The organism is Microbacterium sp. W4I20 (genome assembly GCF_030816505.1).
Classification (GTDB): Bacteria; Actinomycetota; Actinomycetes; order Actinomycetales; family Microbacteriaceae; genus Microbacterium.
This window is the reverse complement of sequence record NZ_JAUSYB010000001.1, coordinates 3,107,025-3,128,589: the sequence shown is the minus strand read 5'-3', so window position 1 is coordinate 3,128,589 and position 21,565 is coordinate 3,107,025. Positions and strand designations below refer to the sequence as shown.

The window sequence follows — 21,565 nt, the reverse complement described above, 5'->3', positions numbered from 1 at the left end:
CATTCCCGAACCTCCGCATCCCTGAACCCGAAACCAGGAGAACCATGACCACCACTGCCTCCGAGGGCCAGCCCCGCCTGGAGTCCTTCGGCTACAAGCAGGAGCTCAAGCGCTCCGTCTCGACCTTCGACCTCGTCGTGTACGGCCTGGTGTTCATGGTGCCGATCGCACCGTGGGCGATCTTCGGCGTCGTGTTCAACGAGTCGAAGGGCATGGTTCCGCTCGTCTACCTGGTCGGACTCGTCGCGATGATCTTCACCGCGCTCGGGTACGCCCAGATGGCGAAGTCGTTCCCCCTCGCCGGTTCCGTCTTCTCCTACGTGGGGCGCGGGACCCACCCGATCGCCGGGTTCTTCGCGGGCTGGGCGATCCTGCTGGACTACCTGCTGGTGCCGACGCTGCTCTACGTGTTCGCGGCATCCTCGATGCGGGGCATCTTCCCCGACTCGCCGGAATGGCTCTGGGCCATCCTGTGCGTCGCGATCAACACCGTCATCAACGTGCTCGGCATCGGCTCGATCACGGTCGCGAACCGCATCTTCCTCGCCATCGAGCTCGTCTTCGTCGCGATCTTCGTGATCATCGCGATCTCCGCACTCACGGGTCAGACCATCGAGGGGTCGTCGTTCTCGCTGGCGCAGCTCTGGGATCCCGCGAAGGTCGACCCGCCGCTGATCGCCGCCGCCCTGTCGATCGCGGTGCTGAGCTTCCTCGGCTTCGACGGCATCTCCACCCTGTCGGAGGAGACCACCGGCAAGAAGAACCCGGCCGGCCGCGCCATGATCATCGCGCTGTTCATCGTCGCGACGCTGTTCATCCTGCAGACCTGGCTCGCCAGCGCGCTCGCCGCCGGAACGATCTCCTTCGACGACGACGAGGTCAACAACGCGTTCTTCTCGATCGTCGCGCAGGCGGCCGGCAGCGGATGGGCCACCGCGTTCCTGGCCGTCAACGTCGTCGCCGTCGGCATCGCGAACGCGATCGCCGCGCAGGCAGCCACCTCCCGCCTGCTGTACTCGATGAGCCGCGACCGACAGCTGCCGGCGTTCTTCTCGAAGATCAATTCTCGCCAGGTGCCCGTGTACGCGATCCTCGTCGTCAGCGCGCTGAGCGTCGTGCTCGTGCTGTTCTTCGTGGGGCAGATCGGAGTCATCTCCTCGCTGGTGAACTTCGGCGCACTGTTCGGCTTCCTGCTGCTGCACATCGCCGTCTTCTGGCACTACATCGTCCGCAAGCGCTCGACGAACTGGCTGCTGCACCTGGTCGTGCCGCTGTGCGGTTTCCTCATCATCGGCTACGTCCTGTTCAACGCCTCGGCCGAGGCGAAGATCGGCGGCGTCATCTGGCTCGCACTCGGGGTCATCGTGTTCGTCATCTTCCGCATCCGCAACGGCGCGAACCCCGAGCTGCTGTCGGAGCACGCGGCGACGGGCGAGAGGAAGCCGGAATGACCGGGATCGATCACTTCCTCGGCAAGGACCTCGGTCGCCCCGGGTTCCGCGCCGATGTCGAGCCGGTGCTGCGGATCCGGCCCGGTACCGGCGAGCGCATCGGCTTCGAGACCGATGACGCGGTCTACCGCGAGCTGCACGAGCACGGCGACATGGCCGCGCTCTCCGCACCGATCAACCCCGTCACCGGTCCGGTGTGGGTCGAGGGCGCGAAGCCCGGCGACACGATCGCGGTGACGATCCATGAGATCCGCCTGAAGGACTGCGGCTGGTCGCAGAGCCTGCCCGGCATCGGCGCGCTGCGCCACCGGATGGGCGACGCGGTCGTCTCGAGACGCATCCCGATCGACGAGGCCGGCGTGCACCTCACCGACCGGCACGTGGTCGCTCCCCGGCCGATGATCGGATGCATCGGGACGGCGCCGGCCGCGGGCGTGCACTCGACCGTGATGCCGACGACGGCGCTCGGCGGCAACATGGACGTCACCGAGGCCGCGCCCGGCTCGATCGTCTACCTTCCGGTCGAGGTCGAGGGAGCGCTGCTGTCGATCGGCGACATCCACGCCATCATGAGCGAGGGCGAATCGTCGTTCGTCGCGATCGAGGCGGAGGGCATCGCGGTGGTCAGCATCGACATCGTCCCGGGTCTGGCCCTGCGCGCGCCCCGCATCGAGACACCGGATGAGTGGGTGTTCGTCGGGCTCGGCGATCCGGTGCAGGAAAGCATCACCCGCGGCTACGAGGACGCCTACGACTTCCTCGTGACCGACCGGGGCTGGAGCTCGATGGACGCGTTCGCCGTGATGAGCGCGCTCGTCGACTCCAAGCTCGGCGGACCGACCGGATCGGGCGAGCCCGACCCCCTGCATCCGTTCGCCGCCGTCGGGGCGGTGACCCTGCACCGCCTGCCGAAGTCGGTGCTGTAGCGAGACAGCCGTCCTTCTAGAATCGTCCGCATGGCGATTCAGCGAAGGATCAAGTCCGTCGAGCAGTCGATGGCCGAGACGCACGACGAGAAACGCTCGCTGAAGCGATCGCTCGGCGTCTGGGATCTGGCCGTGATGGGAGTCGCCGTCGCCGTCGGCGCCGGCATCTTCTCGGTCGGAGCCGAGGCGTCCGCGCGCCACGCCGGCCCCGCGGTGATCATCTCGTTCATCATCGCTGCCGCCGTCTGCGGTCTCGCCATCCTCTGCTACGCCGAGTTCGCCTCGTCGATCCCGGTCGCCGGCTCCGCCTACACGTTCACGTACTCGACGCTCGGCGAATTCCTCGCCTGGATCATCGGCTGGGACCTGATCCTCGAGATGCTGATGGCGTCGGCCGTGATCGCGAAGTACTGGGGTGTCTACCTCGGCGACGCCGTATCCCTGTTCGACCTCGACATCCCCATGACGATCGCGATCGGTCCGCTGTCGTTCGACTGGGGTCCGGTCGTCATCGTGGCGATCTTCACCACGCTGCTCGCGCTCGGCACCCAGCTGTCGAGCCGGGTGAACAGCGTCTTCACCGTGATCAAGGTCGCCATCGTGCTGTTCGTCATCGTCGTCGGGCTCTTCTTCATCAACGGCGCCAACTACACCCCGTTCGTTCCGCCGGAGGAGGCCGGGGCGGCGTCCGAGAGCGCCTGGACCCAGTCCCTGTTCTCGCTGATGACCGGAGCCGACCCGACGGTGTACGGCGTCTTCGGCATCCTCAGCGGTGCGGCGCTCGTGTTCTTCGCGTTCATCGGCTTCGACGTCGTCGCCACGAGCGCCGAGGAGACGAAGGACCCGAAGCGCACGGTGCCCCGCGGCATCATCCTCGGACTCATCATCGTGACCGTGCTCTACGTGCTGGTCGCCGTCGTCATCACCGGGATGGTGTCGTACACCGAGCTCGCGAAGCTCGAGGAACCGTCGCTCGCGAGCGCCTTCGAACTCGTCGGGGCGACCTGGGCCGCCCAGGTCATCGCGATCGGCAGCCTCGTCGGACTCACCACGGTCGTGATGGTGCTGCTGATGGGCCTCGCCCGCGTCGTCTTCGCGATGAGTCGTGACGGCCTGCTCCCCCGTGCCCTGAGCGTGACGGATGCCAAGCGCGGCACCCCGATCCGCATCCAGCTCATCGTCGGTGTCGTCATCGCGATCATCGCCGGGTTCACCGACGTGCAGGTGCTGGGCGACATGATCAACATCGGCACGCTCTCGGCGTTCGTGCTCGTCAGCACCGGGGTGCCGATCCTGCGCAAGAGCCGGCCCGACCTCGAGCGTCCCTTCACGGTGCCGTTCTCGCCGTGGCTGCCGTGGATCTCGGCGATCGCCTGCTTCTGGCTGATGCTGAACCTCAGCTCCGAGACGTGGGTCCGGTTCGCGGTCTGGCTGGCGCTCGGCCTGGTGATCTACTTCGCCTATTCACGGCGGCACTCGATCATCGGGCAGGAGCTCGCGGCCGACACGATCGTCGGTCGCGGCACCCGCCCGAGTTAGCGGCTCAGTGGTCGGGGCGCTCGACCTCGACCTCTTTGCCGTCACGATCGACGATCTTGCCGTCGATGATCGAGTCGCCGTCTTCGAAGGCGTCGAGGTAGGCGATCGGGATGCTGCGGGTCGGAGCGGCGGCGAGCACCGAAGCATCCTTGCCGGAGGGCTTGCCCAGGTGGTTGAACAGCAGGTTGAGCAGGATGGCCGCGACCGCCGCCGAGCTGATGCCGGAGTGGAAGATCGTGATGAACCAGGCGGGCATCTGGTCGTAGATCGTGGGCGCCGCGATCGGCAGCATGCCGATGCCGATCGACGACGCCACGATGACGAGGTTCATGTTGCCGCGGTAGTCGACCTTCGCGAGGGTGCGGATGCCACTGGCCGCGACGCTGCCGAACAGCACGATGCCCGCGCCGCCCAGCACCGGCGTCGGCACCGCGGCGACGACCCGTCCGAGCACGGGCAGCAGTCCGAGAATGACGAGCACGGCACCGCCCGCGGTCACCACGAATCGGCTCTTGACGCCGGTGATCGCGACGAGGCCGACGTTCTGCGCGAAGGCCGACTGCGTGAACGAGCCGAAGACGGGCGAGACCGCGCTCGACAGCATGTCGGCACGGAGTCCCGCGGCGATCCGCTTCGAGTCGACCTTGGTGCCGACGATCTCACCGACGGCCAGGATGTCTGCCGTGGTCTCGGTGAGAGTCACCAGGATCACGATGAACATCGAGATGATGCCGGCGATCTCGAACGTGGGCATCCCGAAGCCGAACACGCTCGGGAGGGCGAAGATGGGCCCGTCGCCGACGGCGGCGAAGTCGACGCGGCCGAGGATGGCCGCGAGGATCGTGCCGAGCACGATGGCGAGCAGGATGGCGAGGCGGGAGATCGCGCCGATCCGCACCTTGCTGAGCACCAGCACGATGACGAAGGTGATCGCCGCGAGCAGCAGGTTCTGCGGGTCTCCGAAGTCGTCGGCCTGACTGTTGCCGCCCATCGCCCAGCCCGCGGCCACCGGCAGCAGGGTGAGGCCGATGATCGTGATGACCACTCCGGTCACGACCGGCGGGAAGAACCGGATGATCGTGGCGAACACCGGGGCTATCAGCAGACCGATGATCGAGGCGACGATGACCGCGCCGAACACCGCAGGCAGACCGCCGCCGCTCGTCACGATCGCGCCCATCGTCGCGACACCGGCGAACGAGACGCCCTGCACGAGCGGCAGCTGAGACCCGAAGAACGGGATGCCGACCGTCTGCAGGATGGTGGCGAGGCCGCCCATGAACAGGCAGGCGGTGATCAGCACCCCGACCTCGGCGCCGCTCAGCCCGGCCATCGAGCCGATGATGAGCGGAGGGGCGATGATGCCGCCGTACATCGTGAGCACATGCTGGATGCCGTACGCGATCGTGCTGCCGAGCGGCATCCGCTCGTCTTCGGGTCGCGTCGCGACCGTCTTCGTCTTGTTCATGTCGACCTCTTCGTCGGTTATACGGGGATTCGGGGATGCTGCGGTTCGGGGCTGTGGTGTCTCAGGAGTGTCGGGCGAGGAGGCTTCGGGCCGCCTCGCTGTGGTGGGCGATGAGCTGGGGGACGTCGAGTCCCACGATCTGTCCGTCGAGTACGCGCCAACGTCCGCCGACCATGACGCGGTCGGCGCGCTCGGCGCCGCAGAGCAGCAGCGCCGCGACCGGGTCGTGGCTTCCGGAGAAGCGCAGCTCGTCGAGGGTGAACATGGCCAGGTCCGCCTGCTTTCCCGGGGCGAGGGTGCCGACGTCGGCACGGCCGAGTGCTCTCGCTGATCCGGCCGTCGCCCAGCCCAGGGCGCGCTCCGGGGTGACGGCTGCGGCGCCGTAGCGCAGGCGCTGCAGGTAGAGCGCCTGGCGGACCTCCTGGATCATGTTCGAGCCATCATTGGATGCCGAGCCGTCGACGCCGAGCCCGACGGGGGCGCCGGCATCCTCGAGTTCGATGGCGCGGGCGATGCCGGAGGCGAGGCGCATGTTCGAGGTCGCGCAGTGCGAGACGGCGGTGCCGGCGGCTCCCAGCCGGGTGATCTCGGCGTCGTCGAAGTGGATGCCGTGCGCGAGCCAGGTGCGGTCCGACAGCCAGCCGACGCTCTCGAGGTAGTCGACCGTGCGCAGGCCGAACATCTCGCGGCAGAAGTCCTCCTCGTCGAGGGTCTCGGCGAGATGGGTGTGCAGTCTCACGTCGAGGCGCTCGGCGAGGGCGGCGGTGTCGCGCATGACGCCGGTCGTGACCGAGAACGGCGAGCACGGCGCGAGCCCGATCTGCACGAAGGCGCCGTCGCCGCGCTCGTGATACGCCCCGATGAGCCGCTCGCTGTCGGCGAGGATCGTGTCGGCATCCTGCACCGTCGACTGAGGGGGAAGACCGCCGTCCTCCTCGCCGAGCGACATCGAGCCGCGGGTCAGCGTCGCCCGCATCCCGAGCTTCTTCACGACGTCGACCTGCACGTCGATGCCGTCTTCGAGCCCGTTCGGGAAGAGGTAGTGGTGGTCGGCCGCGGTGGTGCAGCCCGAGAGCAGCAGCTCGGCGAGCGCCGCGGTCGTCGCCAGCTCGAGATCGCGCGGCGTGAGCCCGGCCCATACCCCGTACAGTCCCTTGAGCCACGGGAACAGCTCGGCGCTGACGACGGGCCGCCAGGCACGGGTGAGCGTCTGGTAGAAGTGGTGGTGCGTGTTGATGAGACCCGGGATCACGACGTGACGCGAGGCGTCGAGCACCTCGTCGACGGGAGCCGAGGGCGTCCCGCCCGCGGGGATGACCTCGCGGACGCGGGAGCCTTCGACGACGATCCCGCCCGAGTCGTCGGCATCCGTGCCGGTGAAGATGCCGAGCGGGTTCTTGATCCACACGCTGCCGGTCTGCTGAGACATGAGGAGACTCCATCCGTATGAGTGGAGTCGAGCGGCCGACCCCACAGGGGGTCAGCTCAGTTTTTCCCTGTCTGCTGATCCAGGTGCTCCTCCGTCGGAACTCTCCAGATGTATCACGGGCGCGAGAGCCCGGTCAAGGATTTTTCCGAATCTCGGAGGTGGAATTCCGTAGTGTGGAAGTTATACGGTGAGCGCGAGTCCCGTCCCATCGGCCGCGACATCGACCCGCACGGTGTCACCGTCGTGCACGTTGCCTGACAGCAGCGCCGTCGCCAGCTTGTTCTGCACCTCCGACTGGATGAGCCGGCGCAGCGGTCGCGCACCGAACATCGGGTCGTAGCCGCGCTCGGCCAGCCAGGATCGCGCGTCGGGCGTGACGGCGAGCGTGAGCCGGCGATCGTGCAGCCGCTTCTGCAGCTGATCGACCGAGAGCTCGACGATCTGCGCAAGGTCGTCTTCGGTGAGCGACTGGAACATCACGATGTCGTCGAGGCGGTTCAGGAACTCGGGCCGGAACGCCTGTCGTACCAGCGCCATGACCTGCTCGCGCTTCTCGTCGGGCGAGAGGATCGGGTCGATCAGCACCGGCGAGCCGAGGTTCGAGGTGAGGATCAGGATCACGTTCGTGAAGTCGACCGTGCGGCCCTGGCCGTCGGTGAGCCGCCCGTCGTCGAGCACCTGCAGCAGCACGTCGAACACCTCGGGGTGTGCCTTCTCGACCTCGTCGAGCAGGATCACGCTGTACGGGCGTCGGCGCACGGCCTCGGTGAGCTGACCGCCCTGCTCGTAGCCGATGTATCCGGGAGGGGCGCCGACGAGCCGCGAGACGGAGTGCTTCTCGCCGTACTCCGACATGTCGATGCGCACCATCGCGTGCTCGTCGTCGAAGAGGAACTCCGCGAGAGCCTTCGCCAGCTCGGTCTTGCCGACACCGGTCGGGCCGAGGAACAGGAACGAGCCGGTCGGACGACCGGGGTCGCTGATACCCGCGCGCGAGCGGCGCACGGCATCCGACACCGCCTTCACGGCATCCTTCTGCCCGATCAGGCGCTTGCCGAGTTCGTTCTCGAGGTGCAGCAGCTTCTCGCTCTCGCCCTGCAGCAGTCGGCCGACGGGGATGCCGGTCCAGGCGGCGATCACGCCGGCGATGTCTTCGTCGGTGACCTGCTCATTGACCATCCGTCCCTCGGACGAGACGGCGGCCTCGGCCTGCTCGGCTTCGGCGATGTCGCGCTCGAGGCGCTTGATGGTCTCGTACTCGAGCTTGGAGGCACGGGTGTAGTCGGCTTCGCGCATCGCGAGGTCGCGCTGGGTGATGGCGTCGTCGAGCTGCTTCTTCAGGTCGCCGACGCGGTTGAGGCCCTGTCGCTCGCGCGCCCAGCGCTCCTCCAGTTCGGCGAGCTCCTTCTCGAGCCCGCCGAGCTGTTCGCGGAGCGTACCGAGGCGCTCCTTCGACGCGGCATCCTTCTCCTTCTTCAGCGCCAGCTCTTCGAGCTTCATCCGGTCGACCTGGCGCTTGAGCTGGTCGATCTCGACGGGCGAGGAGTCGATCTCCATCTTGAGCCGTGACATCGCCTCGTCGATGAGGTCGATCGCCTTGTCGGGCAGCTGGCGGGAGGGGAGGTAGCGGTTCGAGAGCGCAGCCGCCGCGACGAGGGCGCTGTCGGCGATCGTGACCCCGTGGTGGGCCTCGTACCGGCCCTTGAGGCCGCGGAGGATCGCGATGGTGTCTTCGACCGTGGGCTCGCCGACGTACACCTGCTGGAAGCGCCGCTCCAGCGCGGCATCCTTCTCGATGAACTCCCGGTACTCGTTGAGTGTGGTGGCGCCGATCAGACGCAGCTCGCCCCGGGCCAGCATCGGCTTGAGCATGTTGGAGGCCGCCACGGAACCCTCGCCCCCGCCCGCGCCCATCAGCACATGCAACTCGTCGATGAACGTGATGACCTGGCCGTCGGACTCGGTGATCTCCTTGAGCACCTGCTTCAGACGCTCTTCGAACTGCCCGCGGTACATGGCTCCGGCGACCAGCGCCGAGATGTCGAGCGTGATCAGCTCCTTGTCCTTCAGCGACTCCGCGACGTCGCCCGCGACGATGCGCTGGGCCAGACCCTCGACGACGGCGGTCTTGCCGACGCCGGGCTCGCCGATCAGCACCGGGTTGTTCTTGGTGCGACGGGTGAGCACCTGGCTGACACGGCGGATCTCGCTGTCGCGTCCGATCACCGGGTCGAGCTTTCCCTGTCGAGCGCGGTCGGTCAGGTTGATGCCGAACTGCTCGAGGGCGGACTGCTGATCTTGGTTCTGAGAGCCGGTCTGCGGGTTGCTCATGTGTCCCTCCTGGGGAGACTCCTTAAAGTTGAGTGGGCTTGACTCAACTTTAGCAAACACCGCCGACAAAGGCGAGGGCGGGCCCGAGCATGATGCTCGAACCCGCCCTGTAGAGCGACGCTGTGCAGGAAGGATGCTGCCGATCAGTCGGTCATGCCGCGGCGCAGCAGGCGTCCGCGCGGGGTCTCGAAGTCGATGACCTCGCCGTGCAGCCAGGTCTTGCGCACCACACCGGCCAACGGCTTGCCGTGGTACGGGGTGAGCTGGTTCTTGTGGTGCAGCTTCGTGACGTCGACCACGTACGCGTCGTCGGCGGCGAACACCGAGAAGTCCGCGTCGTAGCCGGGTGCGATGCGCCCCTTGCCGGTGAGCCCAGCGAAGTTCGCGGGCCGCTCGCTCATCCACGACACCACGGTCTCGAGCGAGAGTCCACGCTGTCGCGCCTCGGTCCAGATCAGCGACAGCCCGAGCTGCAGCGAGGCGACGCCGCCCCAGGCGACCGCGAAGTCGCCGTTGTCGAGATCCTTCAGGTCGAGCGTCGAGGGCGAGTGGTCCGACACGATGAAGTCGATCGTGCCGTCCTCCAGCCCCTCCCACAGCAGCTCGCGGTTGCCGGCCTCGCGGATCGGCGGGCAGCACTTGAACTGGGTGGCCCCGAGCGGGATCTCCTCGGCGGTGAGGGTGAGGTAGTGCGGGCACGTCTCGACCGTCAGCTTGAGCCCGTCCTGCTTGGCGCTGCGGATCATCGCGAGGGCGTCCGACGACGACAGGTGCAGGATGTGCGCGCGCCCGCCGGTCCAGCGCGTGCGCTCGATCACCTCGGCGATGGCGAGGTTCTCGGCACCGCGGGGGCGCGAGGCCAGGAACTTGCCGTAGTCGTCGCCCTCGGGTGAGGGCGCACGGTCGATGGCACGGGAATCCTCGGCGTGCACGATCATCACGGAGTCGAACGATGCGAGCTCGCGCATGTCCTTCTCCATCTCGTCGGCGTCGAGCGGAGGGAACTCGTCGACGCCGGAGTGCAGCAGGAAGCACTTGAAACCGAAGACGCCGGCGTCGTGCAGCGCGCGCAGCTCACCGGTGTTTCCCGGCACCGCCCCGCCCCAGAAGCCGACGTCGATGTGCACCTGGTCGCGGGCGACGTCGCGCTTGATGTTCAGCGCCTCGACGTCGATGGTCGGCGGGATGCTGTTCAGCGGCATGTCGACGATCGTCGTCACGCCACCGGCGGCTGCGGCCTTGGTCGCCGACGCGAAGCCCTCCCACTCGGTGCGGCCCGGCTCGTTGACGTGCACGTGGGTGTCGACGAGCCCGGGGATGAGCGTCTCGTCGTCGGCGAGCTCGATGATCTCGTCGCCGTCGAGGTTGTTGCCCAGCGGCTGCATCGCGACGATGACACCGCCCCGCACGCCGACCTCACGGGCGCTGATGCCCGCCGACGTCAGCACACGCTGCCCTCGGATCACGAGGTCGTAGTGCTCGCCGGTCGGGTCCAGCGACGATCCGGCATCCTGCTTGTCCTGCTCCTGCGACATGTCGCCTCACCCATCTGCCGGCGTCGCGCCGACGTTCACTGCTGTCTTCGATTCTCTGCCCTGATCCGCTCGCGCGCACTCAGCGTGCGGCGAACGGGAACCCCGTGATCCGCTTCGGGCGCGGCGGGGCGTAGGTGCGCACCTTCGAGGTCTGGAGTCCGAGGCGCACCAGGCCCTCGGCGACGGCGACCGCCGCCTGCACGCCGTCGACCACGGGCACGCCGCACAGCTCGACCACGCGGTCCTTCAACTCGGCCATGCCCCCGCAACCGAGCACGATGACCTCGGCCCTGTCGTGCTCCACGGCGCGCTTCGCCTCGGCGGCGATGGCCTCGATGGCCCGCTCGGGGTCGGATTCCAGCTCGAGCACCCCGAGTCCCGACGACCGCACCGAGGCGCAGCGGTCATGGAGACCGGCCAGGATCAGCCGGTCCTCGATGAGCGGCACCGTGCGGTCGAGCGTCGTGACCACCGAGTACGAGCGTCCGAGATACATCGCCGTGGATGCCGCGGCCTCGGTGATGTCGACGATCGGCACCGTGAGCAGCTCCTGCAGACCCTCCCGGCCGTGCTCGCCGTATCCGGCCTGGATGACGGCGTCGTATTCGCCCTCGTACCGCATCACCTTGTCCATGACGGCGATCGCGGCGAGATAGCTCTCGAAGTTGCCCTCGCAAGAGTCGGCGCCGAAGTCGGGCGTGAGACCGATGATCTCGGTGCCGTCGGAGGCCACCGCACGGGCCGCCTCGGCGATGCCGTCGGTCATCGTCTGCGTGGTGTTCACGTTCGCGACGAGGATGCGCATGATCGATCCTCCGCTCAGTGGGTCGGGACGACGGCGATGTCGCCGGCCGGGACGTCGTGGAACGCGCGGCGACGGTCGGCGAGCGCGGCGTAGACGAGCGCGCCGAGTCCCGCGGCGAGGAACCAGGAGAACTGGCTCACGACCTGGAACAGCGGCACGAAGGTGAGCAGCAGCGCGATCGCGCCCGAGATGATGAGCGAGATGATCGCCCGGGGGTTGAATCCGCTGCGGTAGTAGTACTCGCCCGTGACATGCTCGGAGTAGAGGTCGGGGATGTTGATCCGCTGCTTCCGGAGCAGCCAGTAGTCGACCATGATGATGCCGAACAGCGGGCCGAGCAGTGCGCCGAGGCCGTTCAGGAAGATGCCGATGACGACCGGGGAGTTGTAGAGGTTCCACGGCAGGATGACGAGTCCGATCACTGCCGAGAGCAGCGCGGCCCTCCGGAAGTTCAGCCGCTTCGGGAAGAGGTTCGTCAGCGCGTAGGTCGGCGCCACGAAGTTCGCCATCAGGTTGACCGCGATCGTGAGGATGATCAGGGCGAGGGATGCCAGCACCAGGAGCAGGGTGTTCGGGATGGCGGCGACGACGTCGGCGGGCGGAGGTGATGGCCGCGCCGTTGATCGTGAAGGAGCCGCCGGCGAGCACCACCACGATGCAGCCGAAGAACAGCATGTTGATCGGGATACCCCAGAAGTTGCCCTTGACGATCGCCTTCTTCGACTGGGCTCCGCGGGTGAAGTCGCAGAAGTTCAGGACGAACGTGCCGTAGATCGCGACCCACGCGGAGGCCCCGCCGAGCATCTGGAGCCAGAGCGCACCGCCGCTGAGCGGCTCGTCGTTCGACCAGGAGATCTGGAAGTCGGCCTGCACCAGCACCCACACGGCGAGGCCGACGAAGGTGGCGAGGATGACGGGACCGGCGAAGGCCTCGTACTTGCGGATCATCTCCATGCCGTAGCTGACGATGATCGACTGCACGACCCACAGGATGAGGAAGGTGATCCAGCCGAGCGCCGACAGCCCGAGGAAGGCGCCGTCCTGCAGAGCAGTGGCACCCGGGATGAGGGCGATCACGACGACCTGCAGCACCTGCGAGGCGAGGTAGGTCTGGATGCCGAACCAGGCGATCGCGACGCCACCACGGAGGAGAGCGGGGATCTGGGCACCGTGGATGCCGAAGCTGATGCGGCTCATCACCGGGAAGGGCACGCCGGTCTTCTCGCCCATGAACCCGGAGAGGGTGAGCAGGAGGAACAGGAAGAGGGCGCCGAAGGCGAGGGAGCCGAGGATCGCCCCGCCGCTCATGCCGAGCGAGAACAGGCCGATCGCCCAGACGTAGTTGCCGAGGCTGTGCACGTCGTTCGCCCAGAGCGCGAAGATGCTGTACGAGCTCCACTTCCGGCCCTCGCGGGTCGTGGGAGCGAGGTCGCTGTTGTACAGGCGCGGGCTGATGCCGGCCTGAACCGCGAAGACGGCCGACGGTGCTTCGTCCAGCCCCTCGGATGCGCGGCTCGGGACGTGGACATACTCTTCGGTGGCCATCGGTGCCTTTCCTGGACTGCTTTGTCCGTTGGTAGGTAATTCCGCTGAGTGGAAATTTACTTCCGTATGTGGAGATCTCACCACAGTCAGGAGGGAGTTGTCAATGGATGAGCGGCGAGTTGAGCCGCGATATTCCGGCCCACCGACTCGAGCAGCGTGCGCGCCTGGGCCATGCTCACCACAGGATCGGGTTCGATCGCGCTCAGCGCGTAGACCTCTTGGAATCCCGCCGCGGCGATCTCCCGGTCATCGAGGGTCGAACGACCGCACACGGCGATCACCGGCACTCCCGCGTGATGCGCCGCCGCAGCGACGCCGAGCGGCGTCTTGCCGCCGAGACTTTGATCGTCGAGGCTGCCCTCGCCGGTGATGACGAGATCGGCGCCGGCGATGCGATCCGCGAGGCCCGTGAGCCGCTGCACGACGTCGATGCCCGGCGACCTGCGCGCCCCGAGCGCGGCGAGGGCCGCGAAGCCCACTCCCCCGGCGGCGCCCGCACCCGGCAGCTCAGCCGACGGACGCACCCCGGGCTGCGCTTCGAGGAGTTCAGCGAAACGGGAGAGGCCCGCCTCGAGGGCGGCGACATCGTCGGCGCTCGCCCCCTTCTGCGGCGCGAACACCACAGCGGCCCCCCGGTCTCCCAGAAGAGGATTGTCGACGTCGCTGGCGAGAACGACGGTCGCTTGGGCGATGCGCGGGTCGAGCCCGGACACATCGACCGCGGTCAGGTCGGCGAGCGCCGCTCCGCCGGGCGAGACCTCCCTGTCCGCCCGGCGGAGTGAGACACCGAGTGCCTGCAGCATCCCGGCGCCGCCGTCGGTGGTGGCACTGCCGCCGACCCCGATCACGATCGTCGTGCAGCCGCGGGCCAGCGCGGCCACGATGAGCTCGCCCGTCCCGCGCGTGGTGGCCGTCAGCGCCGCCTTCTCTCCACCCGGCAGCACGTCGAGTCCGCTCGCGGCAGCCATCTCGATGACAGCCTCCGCGCCGCGCACCGCGAACCGGGCCGTGACGGGTTCACCGGTCGGCCCGGTCACCCGCGCGCTGACCGCCTCGAACCCGCTCGCGAGCGCGGCATCGACCGTGCCCTCCCCGCCGTCGGCCACGGGCACCGCCTCGATCTCGGCATCCGGGATGACCTCCCGGATGCCGAGGGCGAGAGCATCCGCCACCTCCGCGCCCGTCGCCGAGCCCTTGAACTTGTCCGACGCGATGACGATGCGCATGCGACGGAGTCAGTCGAGCAGCGCGTAGACGGCCTCGGGGGCGTCGGCGGGCGACGTCGCGAGGTCTTCGAACTCGTTCATGGTGTCGAGGTCGGCACCCATTGCGATGTTCGTGACGCGCTCGAGGATGACCTCGACGACCACCGGCACCTGGTACTCCGCCTTGAGACGCTCGGCCTCGGCGAATCCGGCCGCGAGGTCTTCGGGACGCTCGACGCGGATCGCCTTGCAGCCCAGCCCCTCGGCCACCTTGACGTGATCGACGCCGTAGCCGACCGCCACGCTCGACGAGTCCTGCGGGGTGTTGATGTTGTCGAACGCGAGCGAGACCTCGTAGTCCATCTCGAACGGACGCTGCGACTGGCGGATCAGGCCGAGGTAGCTGTTGTTCACCACGACGTGGATGTACGGCAGCTTGTGCTGCGCGCCGACCGCGAGCTCCTCGATCATGAACTGGAAGTCGTAGTCGCCGCTCAACGCGACGACCGGCTGGCCCGGCTTGCCGCGCACGACGCCGAGGGCAGCGGGCAGGGTCCAGCCGAGGGGACCGGCCTGGCCCGCGTTGATCCACTGGCGCGGACCGTACACGTGCAGCAGCTGCGCGCCGGCGATCTGCGACAGGCCGATCGTCGTGACGTAGGTGGTGTCGTGCCCGAAGGCGGAGAGCATCTCCTGGTACACGCGGTGCGGCTTCATCGGCACGTTGTCGAAGTTGGTCTTGCGCTGCAGCTTCGCCTTGCGGCCGCGGCATTCCTCGGCCCAGCCGAGATAGTCCGGCAGCGACGTGACGCGCTCGCGCGCCACCTCGAGCAGCGCGTCGATGAAGGCACCGGCGTCGGAGACCACGCCGTAGTCGGGCGCGAACACGCGGCCGATCTGCGTGGGCTCGATGTCGACGTGCACGAACGTGCGCCCCTTGCGGTACGTGTCGAGGCCGCCCGTGTGGCGGTTCGCCCAGCGGTTGCCGATGCCGAGCACGAAGTCCGACTCGAGGAAGCTCGCGTTGCCGTAGCGCTGCGAGGTCTGGATGCCGACCAGGCCGGCCGCCAGCGGGTGGTCGTCGGGGATCGCACCCCAGCCCATCAGCGTCGGCACCACGGGCACGCCCAGGGTCTCGGCCAGTTCGACGAGCTTGTTCGAGGCGCCCGAGTTCATGATGCCGCCACCGGCGACGATCAGCGGGTGAGCGGATGCCGTCAGCAGGTCGAGCACCTTCTCGGCCTGCGCGCGGGTCGCCGCGGGCTTCGCCACGGGCAGCGGCTCGTAGGTGTCGATGTCGAACTCGATCTCGCCCATCTGCACGTCGAACGGCAGGTCGATGAGCACGGGTCCGGGACGACCGGAGCGCATGATCTGGAACGCGATCTGGAAGGTGCCGGGCACCTGCGCCGCCTCGAGCACGGTCTTGGTGAACTTCGTGACCGGCTTCGCGATGGACGCGATGTCGATGGCCTGGAAGTCCTCCTTGTCGAGCTTCGCGACGGGCGCCTGACCGGTGATGCACAGCATCGGGATGGAGTCGGCGATCGCGGCGTAGAGCCCCGTGATCATGTCGGTGCCGGCGGGGCCGGACGTGCCGACGCAGATGCCGATGCGGCCGTCGCCGGTGCGGCTGTAGCCGTCGGCCATGTGCGAGGCGCCCTCGACGTGACGGGCGAGGGTGTGCCGGATGCCGCCGTTGGCGCGCATCGCGGCGTAGAAGGGGTTGATGGCCGCACCGGGAAGGCCGAACGCCTCGGTGGCGCCCTCCTTCACGAGGATCTGGCAGATCGCGTCTACTGCACGCATTCGGGTCATGAGATGTCCTTTGAGTGGGGTCGCGGTCGCGGGTCAGGCGCGGCCGGAGAGTTCGTTGGTGAGCGTGAAGAGCCCGGAGTGGTCGAGTCCGCCGTCGCCGCGGGCGACGAGGGCGTTCACGAGCTGTGCGACGGCGGCGCCGAGGGGGACGGTGACCCCGACCGAGCGCGCTGCGGCGGTGACGATGCCCAGATCCTTGTTGTGGAGGGCGAGACGGAATCCGGGGGTGAAGTCGCGGTCGAGCATCTTCTGCCCCTTCTGGTCGAGGACCTTGGAGCCGGCGAGTCCGCCGCCGAGCACCTTGAGTGCGGCCTCGGTGTCGACGCCGAAGGCCTCGAGGAAGACCACGGCCTCGCTGAGCGCCTGGATGTTCACGGCGACGATGAGCTGGTTGGCGGCCTTGACGGTCTGGCCGGCGCCGGCGGGACCGACGTGCACGATGGTCTTGCCGATCGCGTTCAGGACCGGTTCCGCGGCGGCGAAGTGCTCGGGTGATCCGCCGACCATGATCGACAGCGCGCCGTCGATCGCCCCCTGCTCGCCACCGGAGACCGGGGCGTCGACCGCGCCGAAGCCGGCGGCGACCGCCTCTTCGGCGAGAGTCTTGGCGACGTCGGGGCGGATCGAGGAGTTGTCGATCCACAGGGCGCCCGCCTTGGCGTGGGCGAAGACGCCCTCCTCGCCGCGGACGACACCCTCGACGTCAGGCGAGTCAGGGACCATGGTGAGGATGACGTCGGCATCCTTCACGGCATCCGCGATGCTGGTCGCTCCCGTGCCGCCGGCCTCGACGAGGGCGTCGATCGGTTCCTGGCTGCGGTTGAATCCGGTCACCTCGTAGCCGGCCTTGACGAGGTTCTTGGCCATGGGCAGGCCCATGATGCCGAGGCCGATGATGGCGATGCTGGTCATGAGTTCGCTCCTTCAGTCGTTGCGGGCGCCGAGTGGTTGAGCCAGGCGAACGCGTCTGGCTGGGTGGCCTTGTACTCGAGGCCGATGACTCCGGTGTATCCGCCGGCACGGGCGGCATCGAGCCACTCGGTCAGCGGCAGGTCGCCGGTGCCGGGCTCGCCGCGGCCGGGGGCGTCGGCGATCTGGATGTGCCCGAACTCGCCGGCGTGGTCGGCGATGACCGCCGCGACGTCGTCGCCGTTCACGGCCAGGTGGTAGAAGTCGGCGAGCAGACGGATGTTGTCGACGCCGTGCTCGTCACGGACCCGGCCGATGATGGCCAGCGCGTCGGCGGCGGTCTTCAGCGGGTAGGCCTCCATGCCCGAGACCGGCTCGAGCAGCACGATGCCGCCGATCTTCGCCACGGCCGCTCCGGCGATCGCGAGGTTCTGCACGGCCAAGTCGTCCTGCGCCTGAGCATCCGCCCCCTCGATGCGGTTGCCGTAGAGGGCATTGAAGGCCTTGGTGCCGAGACGCTCGCCGATGCCGACGACCACGTCGACGTTCGCGCGGAACTCGTCCTCACGGCCGATCCAGGAGACGAGGCCCCGGTCGCCCGCAGGCATGTCGCCGGCGAAGAAGTTGAGGCCGGTGAGCTGAACGCCGGCGTCCTGGATCGCGGAGACGAACGCGTCGACCTCCTGCTGCGCCGGGACGGCGGAGGCGAACGGCCACCAGAACTCGACGGCGTCGAAGCCGGCTGCCTTGACCGCGGCTGGACGCTCGAGCGTCGGCAGGTCGGTCAGCAGGATCGAGGCGTTCACGGTGTAGCTCATTGTTCATCCTTGATTTCGGATTGTGGAAGAAAAGTTTCTACTAGTGAAAGAATACGGAAGCTCCAGCTGTCTGTCAACGGCTCTCGGCGCCGGCCCACTCAACACGAGGAGGTGATGGATCAGAAACGCACCTCCCCGGGCTCGGGAAGGTGCGTTTCTGATCCACGATCGCGCGCGGAGGACCTCAGGTGAGCCGGATCTGCCGGTTCATGTCCTTGTAGAGCAGGTAGCGGAAGTCCTCGGGACCGCCCGCGTAGCAGGCCTGCGGGCAGAAGGCGCGCAGCAGCATGTAGTCGCCGGCCTCGACCTCGACCCAGTCGTCGTTGAGGCGGTAGACGGCCTTGCCCTGCAGCACGAAGAGGCCGTGTTCCATGACATGCGTCTCGGCGAACGGGATCGTGCCGCCGGGCTTGAAGGTGACGATGTTCACCTGCATGTCGTGCGCCAGATCGCTCCCGTCCGAGAAGCGGGTGGTCGCCCATACGTCGTCGGTGTCGGGCATGGAGACCGGTTCGACATCCTTGTCGCTGGTGATGAAGGATGCCGGTGCGTCGACGCCGTCGATCCACTCGTACGCCTTGCGGATCCAGTGGAAGCTGGTGAGCGCGTCGCCCTCGTTGGCGAGCGACCAGTCAGCGCCCGGGGCGAGGAAGGCGTAGCCGCCCTCCTCGAGCACATGCCGCTGCCCGTCGAGGGTCAGCGTGAGAGAACCGGTCGTGACGAACACGACGCCCTCGACCCCGGCCTCGACCTCGGGCTTCGCGGCCCCTCCACCGGGTGCGATCTCGACGATCAGCTGCGAGAAGGTCGTCGCCGAGCTCGGCGTCGGCCGGGCGATGATCCACGCGCGGGTGTTCGTGAAGCCGGGCAGGCTGCTGGTGACGATGTCGCGCAGCACGCCCTTCGGGATCACGGTGTAGGCGAGCTTCACCACGGCCCGATCGGTGAGCAGGGCGGACTGTCCGGGAAGCCCGCCGGCCGGCGTGTAATAGGTGCGTGCGGGGGTGCTCATGAGGTCTCCTCCTCGGATACGACGAGCTTCGGATGCGCGAGCCGGATCAGCTCGGCGGGTGCGGCCGATGCGGCATCTCGCACCTCCGCCTCGGTGATCGCGCCGCACTCCAGGCCGCGCACGAAGAAGCGCGCGAGGGCCCGCGCGGTGGCCGGCTCATCCATGATGGTCGCGTCACTGCCGTGCAGATAGTTGTCGAGGCGGCGCGCGGCGGCGGCGAACCCCTCGCGGTAGAACGCGTAGGTGGCGAGGTACCGGGTCGGCAGCTGGGCCGCATGCAGATCCCAGCCCTGGTAGTAGCCGCGCTCGAGCGAGCGCTGCACCAGCCGCGCGTGCAGCTGCCACGCGTGTCGGACGTGGTCGGGCTCGCCGACCGGGATGACGTTCGTCGATCCGTCGGAGAGCCGCACGCCGGTCTCGGCGACGGCGACCTGCATCACCTGCTTGGCGTAGTCGGCGGCCGGATGCTCCATCGACTGGTGCGCCGCGGCGATCTGCAGCGAGGCGCTGTAGTCGTAGGTGCCGTAGTGCAGCGCCGACACGCGCCCCTTCGCCCGGTGCAGCAGCGTCGCGACCGGGACGGATCCGTCCGCGGCGATGATCAGCTGCGGCGTCTCCATCTGCACCTCGAAGCGCAGGCGGCCGGGCGCGAGACCCAGTCGCTCCTCGAAGCGCTCGCACAGCGCGACCATCGCCTCGACCTGGGCGACATCCGTCACCTTCGGAAGGGTCAGGACCAGCCCGTCCGGCAGCGGACCCGCGGCGGCGAGCGTGGTCAGGAATCGATCGAGCGTACGGATGCCGCGGCGCCGAGTCGGCGCCTCGAAGCACTTGAAGCGGATGCCGATGAACGGCGGAGCAGCGCCCGCGGCAACCGCCTCGGCCACGCGCTCGGCGGCGAGGATCGCATCCGCGTCCTCCTCGTCGTCGGGCCGTGCGCCGTAGCCGTCCTCGAAGTCCAGCCGGAGGTCCTCGATCGGCTCGCGCTGCAGCTTGGCCTCGACGAGCGGCGCGAGCTCCGCGGCGAGGTCGCCGAGCCCCACGGCATCCGCCAGCGCCGCCATGCCGCCGAACGCGTCGACGGCCGCAGCCGCATCCGCGCCGAATCGTGCCGGCAGGTCGGGGGTGAAGCGGTCGGCCGGTACGTAGAGGGTGTGCACCGGCTGCCGACTGCCGTCGTCGCCGGGATACGACGAGGCGAGCAGCGCATCGGCATCCGCGAGCCGCGCGTCGATGTCGGCGAAGTCGTCGTCGCGCAGGCTCGTGCTGCTCCGGTCGACGCTGGCGGCCACGCTGCTCACTCCTTGCTCGAGGCGGACGAAGCGGATGAAGCGACGCGGACGATCGCCTCGGCCACCGCGCCAGCCACCAGCGGGTCGAACACGCTGGGGATGATGAAGCTCGCGTTGAGCTCGTCGTCTCCCACGCGCGAAGCGATCGCCTCGGCGGCTGCGACCAGCATAGGCGCGGTGATGTCGGACACGCCCGCGTCGAGCAGACCGCGGAAGACGCCGGGGAACGCGAGCACGTTGTTGATCTGATTCGGGAAGTCGCTGCGGCCGGTGGCCACCACGGCGGCGTGCTTCGCCGCGACGATCGGGTCGATCTCGGGGGTCGGGTTCGCCATCGCGAACACGATCGCGTCGTCGGCCATCGCGGCGATGTCCTCTTCGCCGAGGATGTTCGGGGCGCTCACGCCGATGAACACGTCGGCATCGACCAGGGCCTCCTTCAGCGTGCCCTGGAATCCGCGGGGGTTGGTGGTCGCGGCGATCTCGGTGCGGTGCGCGTCGGTGTACTCCGCTCCGGAGTGGATCGCGCCGTCGCGCCCGCAGGCGACGATGTCGTGCGCACCCTCGGCGAGCAGCAGCTGCACGATGGCGTTGCCGGCGGCGCCGACGCCGGAGACGACGATGCGGACGTCTCCGATGGTCTTGCCCACCACCTTGAGCGCATTGCCGAGGGCGGCAAGGGTCACGATCGCGGTGCCGTGCTGGTCGTCGTGGAAGACCGGGATGTCGAGTTCCTCACGCAGACGCGCCTCGATCTCGAAGCAGCGCGGTGCCGCGATGTCCTCGAGGTTCACACCGCCGTAGACCGGGGCGATCGCCTTGACGATCATGATGATCTCTTCGGTGTCCTTGGTGTCGAGGCAGACCGGCCAGGCGTCGACGTTCGCGAACTGCTTGAACAGCGCGGCTTTGCCCTCCATGACCGGGAGCGCGGCCTCGGGGCCGATGTCGCCGAGGCCGAGCACGGCGGTGCCGTCGGTGACGACCGCGATCGTGTTGCGCTTGACGGTGAGCTGGCGGGCCTTGCTCTTGTCCTCGGCGATCGCCATGCAGACGCGGGCGACTCCAGGCGTGTAGGCGCGGGACAGGTCGTCGCGGTTGCGGAGCGGCACGCGGGGAACGACCTCGAGTTTTCCACCGAGGTGCATCAGGAACGTGCGGTCGCTGACGAGGCGCACTGTGACGCCGTCGAGTGCGTCGATCGAGGCGCGCACGCGCTCGGCGTGCTCCTCGCCCTCGGTGTTGCAGGTCAGGTCGACGACGATCGTCGCGGGGTGCGACTCGACGACGTCGAGGGCGGTGACCGCCGCTCCCGCCTCGGCCGCCGCTGCGGCGAGCTCACTGGTGACGCTGAAGTTCGACGGCGCATCGATCCGCAGCGTGATGGAGTTCCCGGGTCCCGGACTCGCCATGATTCCTCCTAGATGTTTTCGTATCGTGGACTCTATTATCTACTTTATGGAAGTTCGGGGCAAGCGGCGA

Annotated in this window: 15 protein-coding genes and 1 pseudogene; 3 read left to right on the top strand and 13 right to left on the bottom strand. The window is 68.3% G+C overall.

The genetic code is table 11. From position 1 onward, the window contains the following. Positions 1-44: 44 nt before the first annotated feature. Genes QFZ21_RS15175 through QFZ21_RS15165 form a run of 3 tightly spaced genes read left to right on the top strand, consistent with a single transcriptional unit; the run spans position 45 to position 3,916 of the window. Complete coding sequence (locus tag QFZ21_RS15175) at positions 45-1,451, top strand: APC family permease (RefSeq protein ID WP_307379155.1); 1,407 nt, start codon at positions 45-47, stop codon at positions 1,449-1,451. Next, on the top strand, positions 1,448-2,377 hold the full coding sequence (locus tag QFZ21_RS15170) for an acetamidase/formamidase family protein (protein ID WP_307379152.1): 930 nt from the start codon (positions 1,448-1,450) through the stop codon (positions 2,375-2,377). The genes QFZ21_RS15175 and QFZ21_RS15170 overlap by 4 nt, the downstream gene beginning before the upstream one ends. Positions 2,378-2,407: 30 nt before the next feature. Next, positions 2,408-3,916 carry an amino acid permease gene (locus QFZ21_RS15165; RefSeq protein WP_307379151.1) on the top strand — a complete coding sequence of 503 codons (1,509 nt, stop codon included), beginning with the start codon at positions 2,408-2,410 and terminating at the stop codon, positions 3,914-3,916. Between the two features lie 4 nt (positions 3,917-3,920). Here the strand turns inward: QFZ21_RS15165 and QFZ21_RS15160 are convergent, their stop codons facing one another. The 13 genes and pseudogenes from QFZ21_RS15160 to QFZ21_RS15100 form a co-directional block, all read right to left on the bottom strand. After that, complete coding sequence (locus tag QFZ21_RS15160) at positions 3,921-5,384, bottom strand: nucleobase:cation symporter-2 family protein (RefSeq protein WP_307379148.1); 1,464 nt, start codon at positions 5,382-5,384, stop codon at positions 3,921-3,923. Between the two features lie 61 nt (positions 5,385-5,445). Next, positions 5,446-6,813: an 8-oxoguanine deaminase gene (locus QFZ21_RS15155; protein ID WP_307379146.1), complete on the bottom strand. Its 1,368-nt coding sequence runs from the start codon at positions 6,811-6,813 to the stop codon at positions 5,446-5,448. Positions 6,814-6,993: 180 nt separating this feature from the next. Then, on the bottom strand, positions 6,994-9,144 hold the full coding sequence (locus QFZ21_RS15150; RefSeq protein WP_307379143.1) for an ATP-dependent Clp protease ATP-binding subunit: 2,151 nt from the start codon (positions 9,142-9,144) through the stop codon (positions 6,994-6,996). A 143-nt stretch (positions 9,145-9,287) separates the two neighbouring features. Further along, positions 9,288-10,679, bottom strand: a complete 1,392-nt coding sequence (allB, locus tag QFZ21_RS15145; RefSeq protein WP_307379142.1) for an allantoinase AllB — start codon at positions 10,677-10,679, stop codon at positions 9,288-9,290. 79 nt (positions 10,680-10,758) lie between these two features. After that, entirely contained in the window at positions 10,759-11,484 is a 726-nt protein-coding gene (locus tag QFZ21_RS15140; RefSeq protein ID WP_307379140.1) for an aspartate/glutamate racemase family protein, read from the bottom strand. A 14-nt stretch (positions 11,485-11,498) separates the two neighbouring features. Then, a pseudogene (locus QFZ21_RS15135) lies at positions 11,499-13,029 on the bottom strand (NCS1 family nucleobase:cation symporter-1). 86 nt (positions 13,030-13,115) lie between these two features. Then, complete coding sequence (locus tag QFZ21_RS15130) at positions 13,116-14,255, bottom strand: glycerate kinase (protein WP_307379137.1); 1,140 nt, start codon at positions 14,253-14,255, stop codon at positions 13,116-13,118. A gap of 9 nt (positions 14,256-14,264) precedes the next feature. Next, entirely contained in the window at positions 14,265-16,052 is a 1,788-nt protein-coding gene (gene gcl, locus QFZ21_RS15125; protein WP_307379136.1) for a glyoxylate carboligase, read from the bottom strand. Between the two features lie 33 nt (positions 16,053-16,085). Continuing rightward, on the bottom strand, positions 16,086-16,964 hold the full coding sequence (locus tag QFZ21_RS15120) for a 2-hydroxy-3-oxopropionate reductase (protein ID WP_307379133.1): 879 nt from the start codon (positions 16,962-16,964) through the stop codon (positions 16,086-16,088). After that, positions 16,961-17,779 (bottom strand): hydroxypyruvate isomerase family protein, encoded by an 819-nt coding sequence (locus QFZ21_RS15115; protein WP_307379131.1) that lies wholly within the window; start codon positions 17,777-17,779, stop codon positions 16,961-16,963. Before QFZ21_RS15115 ends, QFZ21_RS15120 begins: the two co-directional genes overlap by 4 nt. 184 nt (positions 17,780-17,963) lie before the next feature. Further along, positions 17,964-18,791, bottom strand: a complete 828-nt coding sequence (locus QFZ21_RS15110) for a bifunctional allantoicase/(S)-ureidoglycine aminohydrolase (RefSeq protein ID WP_307379129.1) — start codon at positions 18,789-18,791, stop codon at positions 17,964-17,966. After that, a complete protein-coding gene (locus tag QFZ21_RS15105) occupies positions 18,788-20,083 on the bottom strand; it encodes an aldolase (protein WP_307379126.1) in 1,296 nt (431 codons plus the stop codon). Before QFZ21_RS15105 ends, QFZ21_RS15110 begins: the two co-directional genes overlap by 4 nt. A gap of 5 nt (positions 20,084-20,088) precedes the next feature. Beyond that, positions 20,089-21,495, bottom strand: a complete 1,407-nt coding sequence (locus QFZ21_RS15100) for an NAD-dependent malic enzyme (protein ID WP_307379124.1) — start codon at positions 21,493-21,495, stop codon at positions 20,089-20,091. Between the last annotated feature and the right edge of the window lie 70 nt (positions 21,496-21,565).

Bases quoted from the DNA above. Each gene is read 5' to 3' on its own strand.
- QFZ21_RS15170 (WP_307379152.1), top strand. From the start codon at position 1,448: ATGACCGGGATCGATCACTTCCTCGGCAAGGACCTCGGTCGCCCCGGG.
- QFZ21_RS15165 (WP_307379151.1), top strand. From the start codon at position 2,408: ATGGCGATTCAGCGAAGGATCAAGTCCGTCGAGCAGTCGATGGCCGAG.
- QFZ21_RS15115 (WP_307379131.1), bottom strand. From the start codon at position 17,779: ATGAGCTACACCGTGAACGCCTCGATCCTGCTGACCGACCTGCCGACG.
- gcl (WP_307379136.1), bottom strand. From the start codon at position 16,052: ATGACCCGAATGCGTGCAGTAGACGCGATCTGCCAGATCCTCGTGAAG.
- QFZ21_RS15175 (WP_307379155.1), top strand. From the start codon at position 45: ATGACCACCACTGCCTCCGAGGGCCAGCCCCGCCTGGAGTCCTTCGGC.
- QFZ21_RS15150 (WP_307379143.1), bottom strand. From the start codon at position 9,144: ATGAGCAACCCGCAGACCGGCTCTCAGAACCAAGATCAGCAGTCCGCC.
- QFZ21_RS15160 (WP_307379148.1), bottom strand. From the start codon at position 5,384: ATGAACAAGACGAAGACGGTCGCGACGCGACCCGAAGACGAGCGGATG.
- QFZ21_RS15155 (WP_307379146.1), bottom strand. From the start codon at position 6,813: ATGTCTCAGCAGACCGGCAGCGTGTGGATCAAGAACCCGCTCGGCATC.
- allB (WP_307379142.1), bottom strand. From the start codon at position 10,679: ATGTCGCAGGAGCAGGACAAGCAGGATGCCGGATCGTCGCTGGACCCG.
- QFZ21_RS15130 (WP_307379137.1), bottom strand. From the start codon at position 14,255: ATGCGCATCGTCATCGCGTCGGACAAGTTCAAGGGCTCGGCGACGGGC.
- QFZ21_RS15110 (WP_307379129.1), bottom strand. From the start codon at position 18,791: ATGAGCACCCCCGCACGCACCTATTACACGCCGGCCGGCGGGCTTCCC.
- QFZ21_RS15120 (WP_307379133.1), bottom strand. From the start codon at position 16,964: ATGACCAGCATCGCCATCATCGGCCTCGGCATCATGGGCCTGCCCATG.
- QFZ21_RS15100 (WP_307379124.1), bottom strand. From the start codon at position 21,495: ATGGCGAGTCCGGGACCCGGGAACTCCATCACGCTGCGGATCGATGCG.
- QFZ21_RS15140 (WP_307379140.1), bottom strand. From the start codon at position 11,484: ATGCGCATCCTCGTCGCGAACGTGAACACCACGCAGACGATGACCGAC.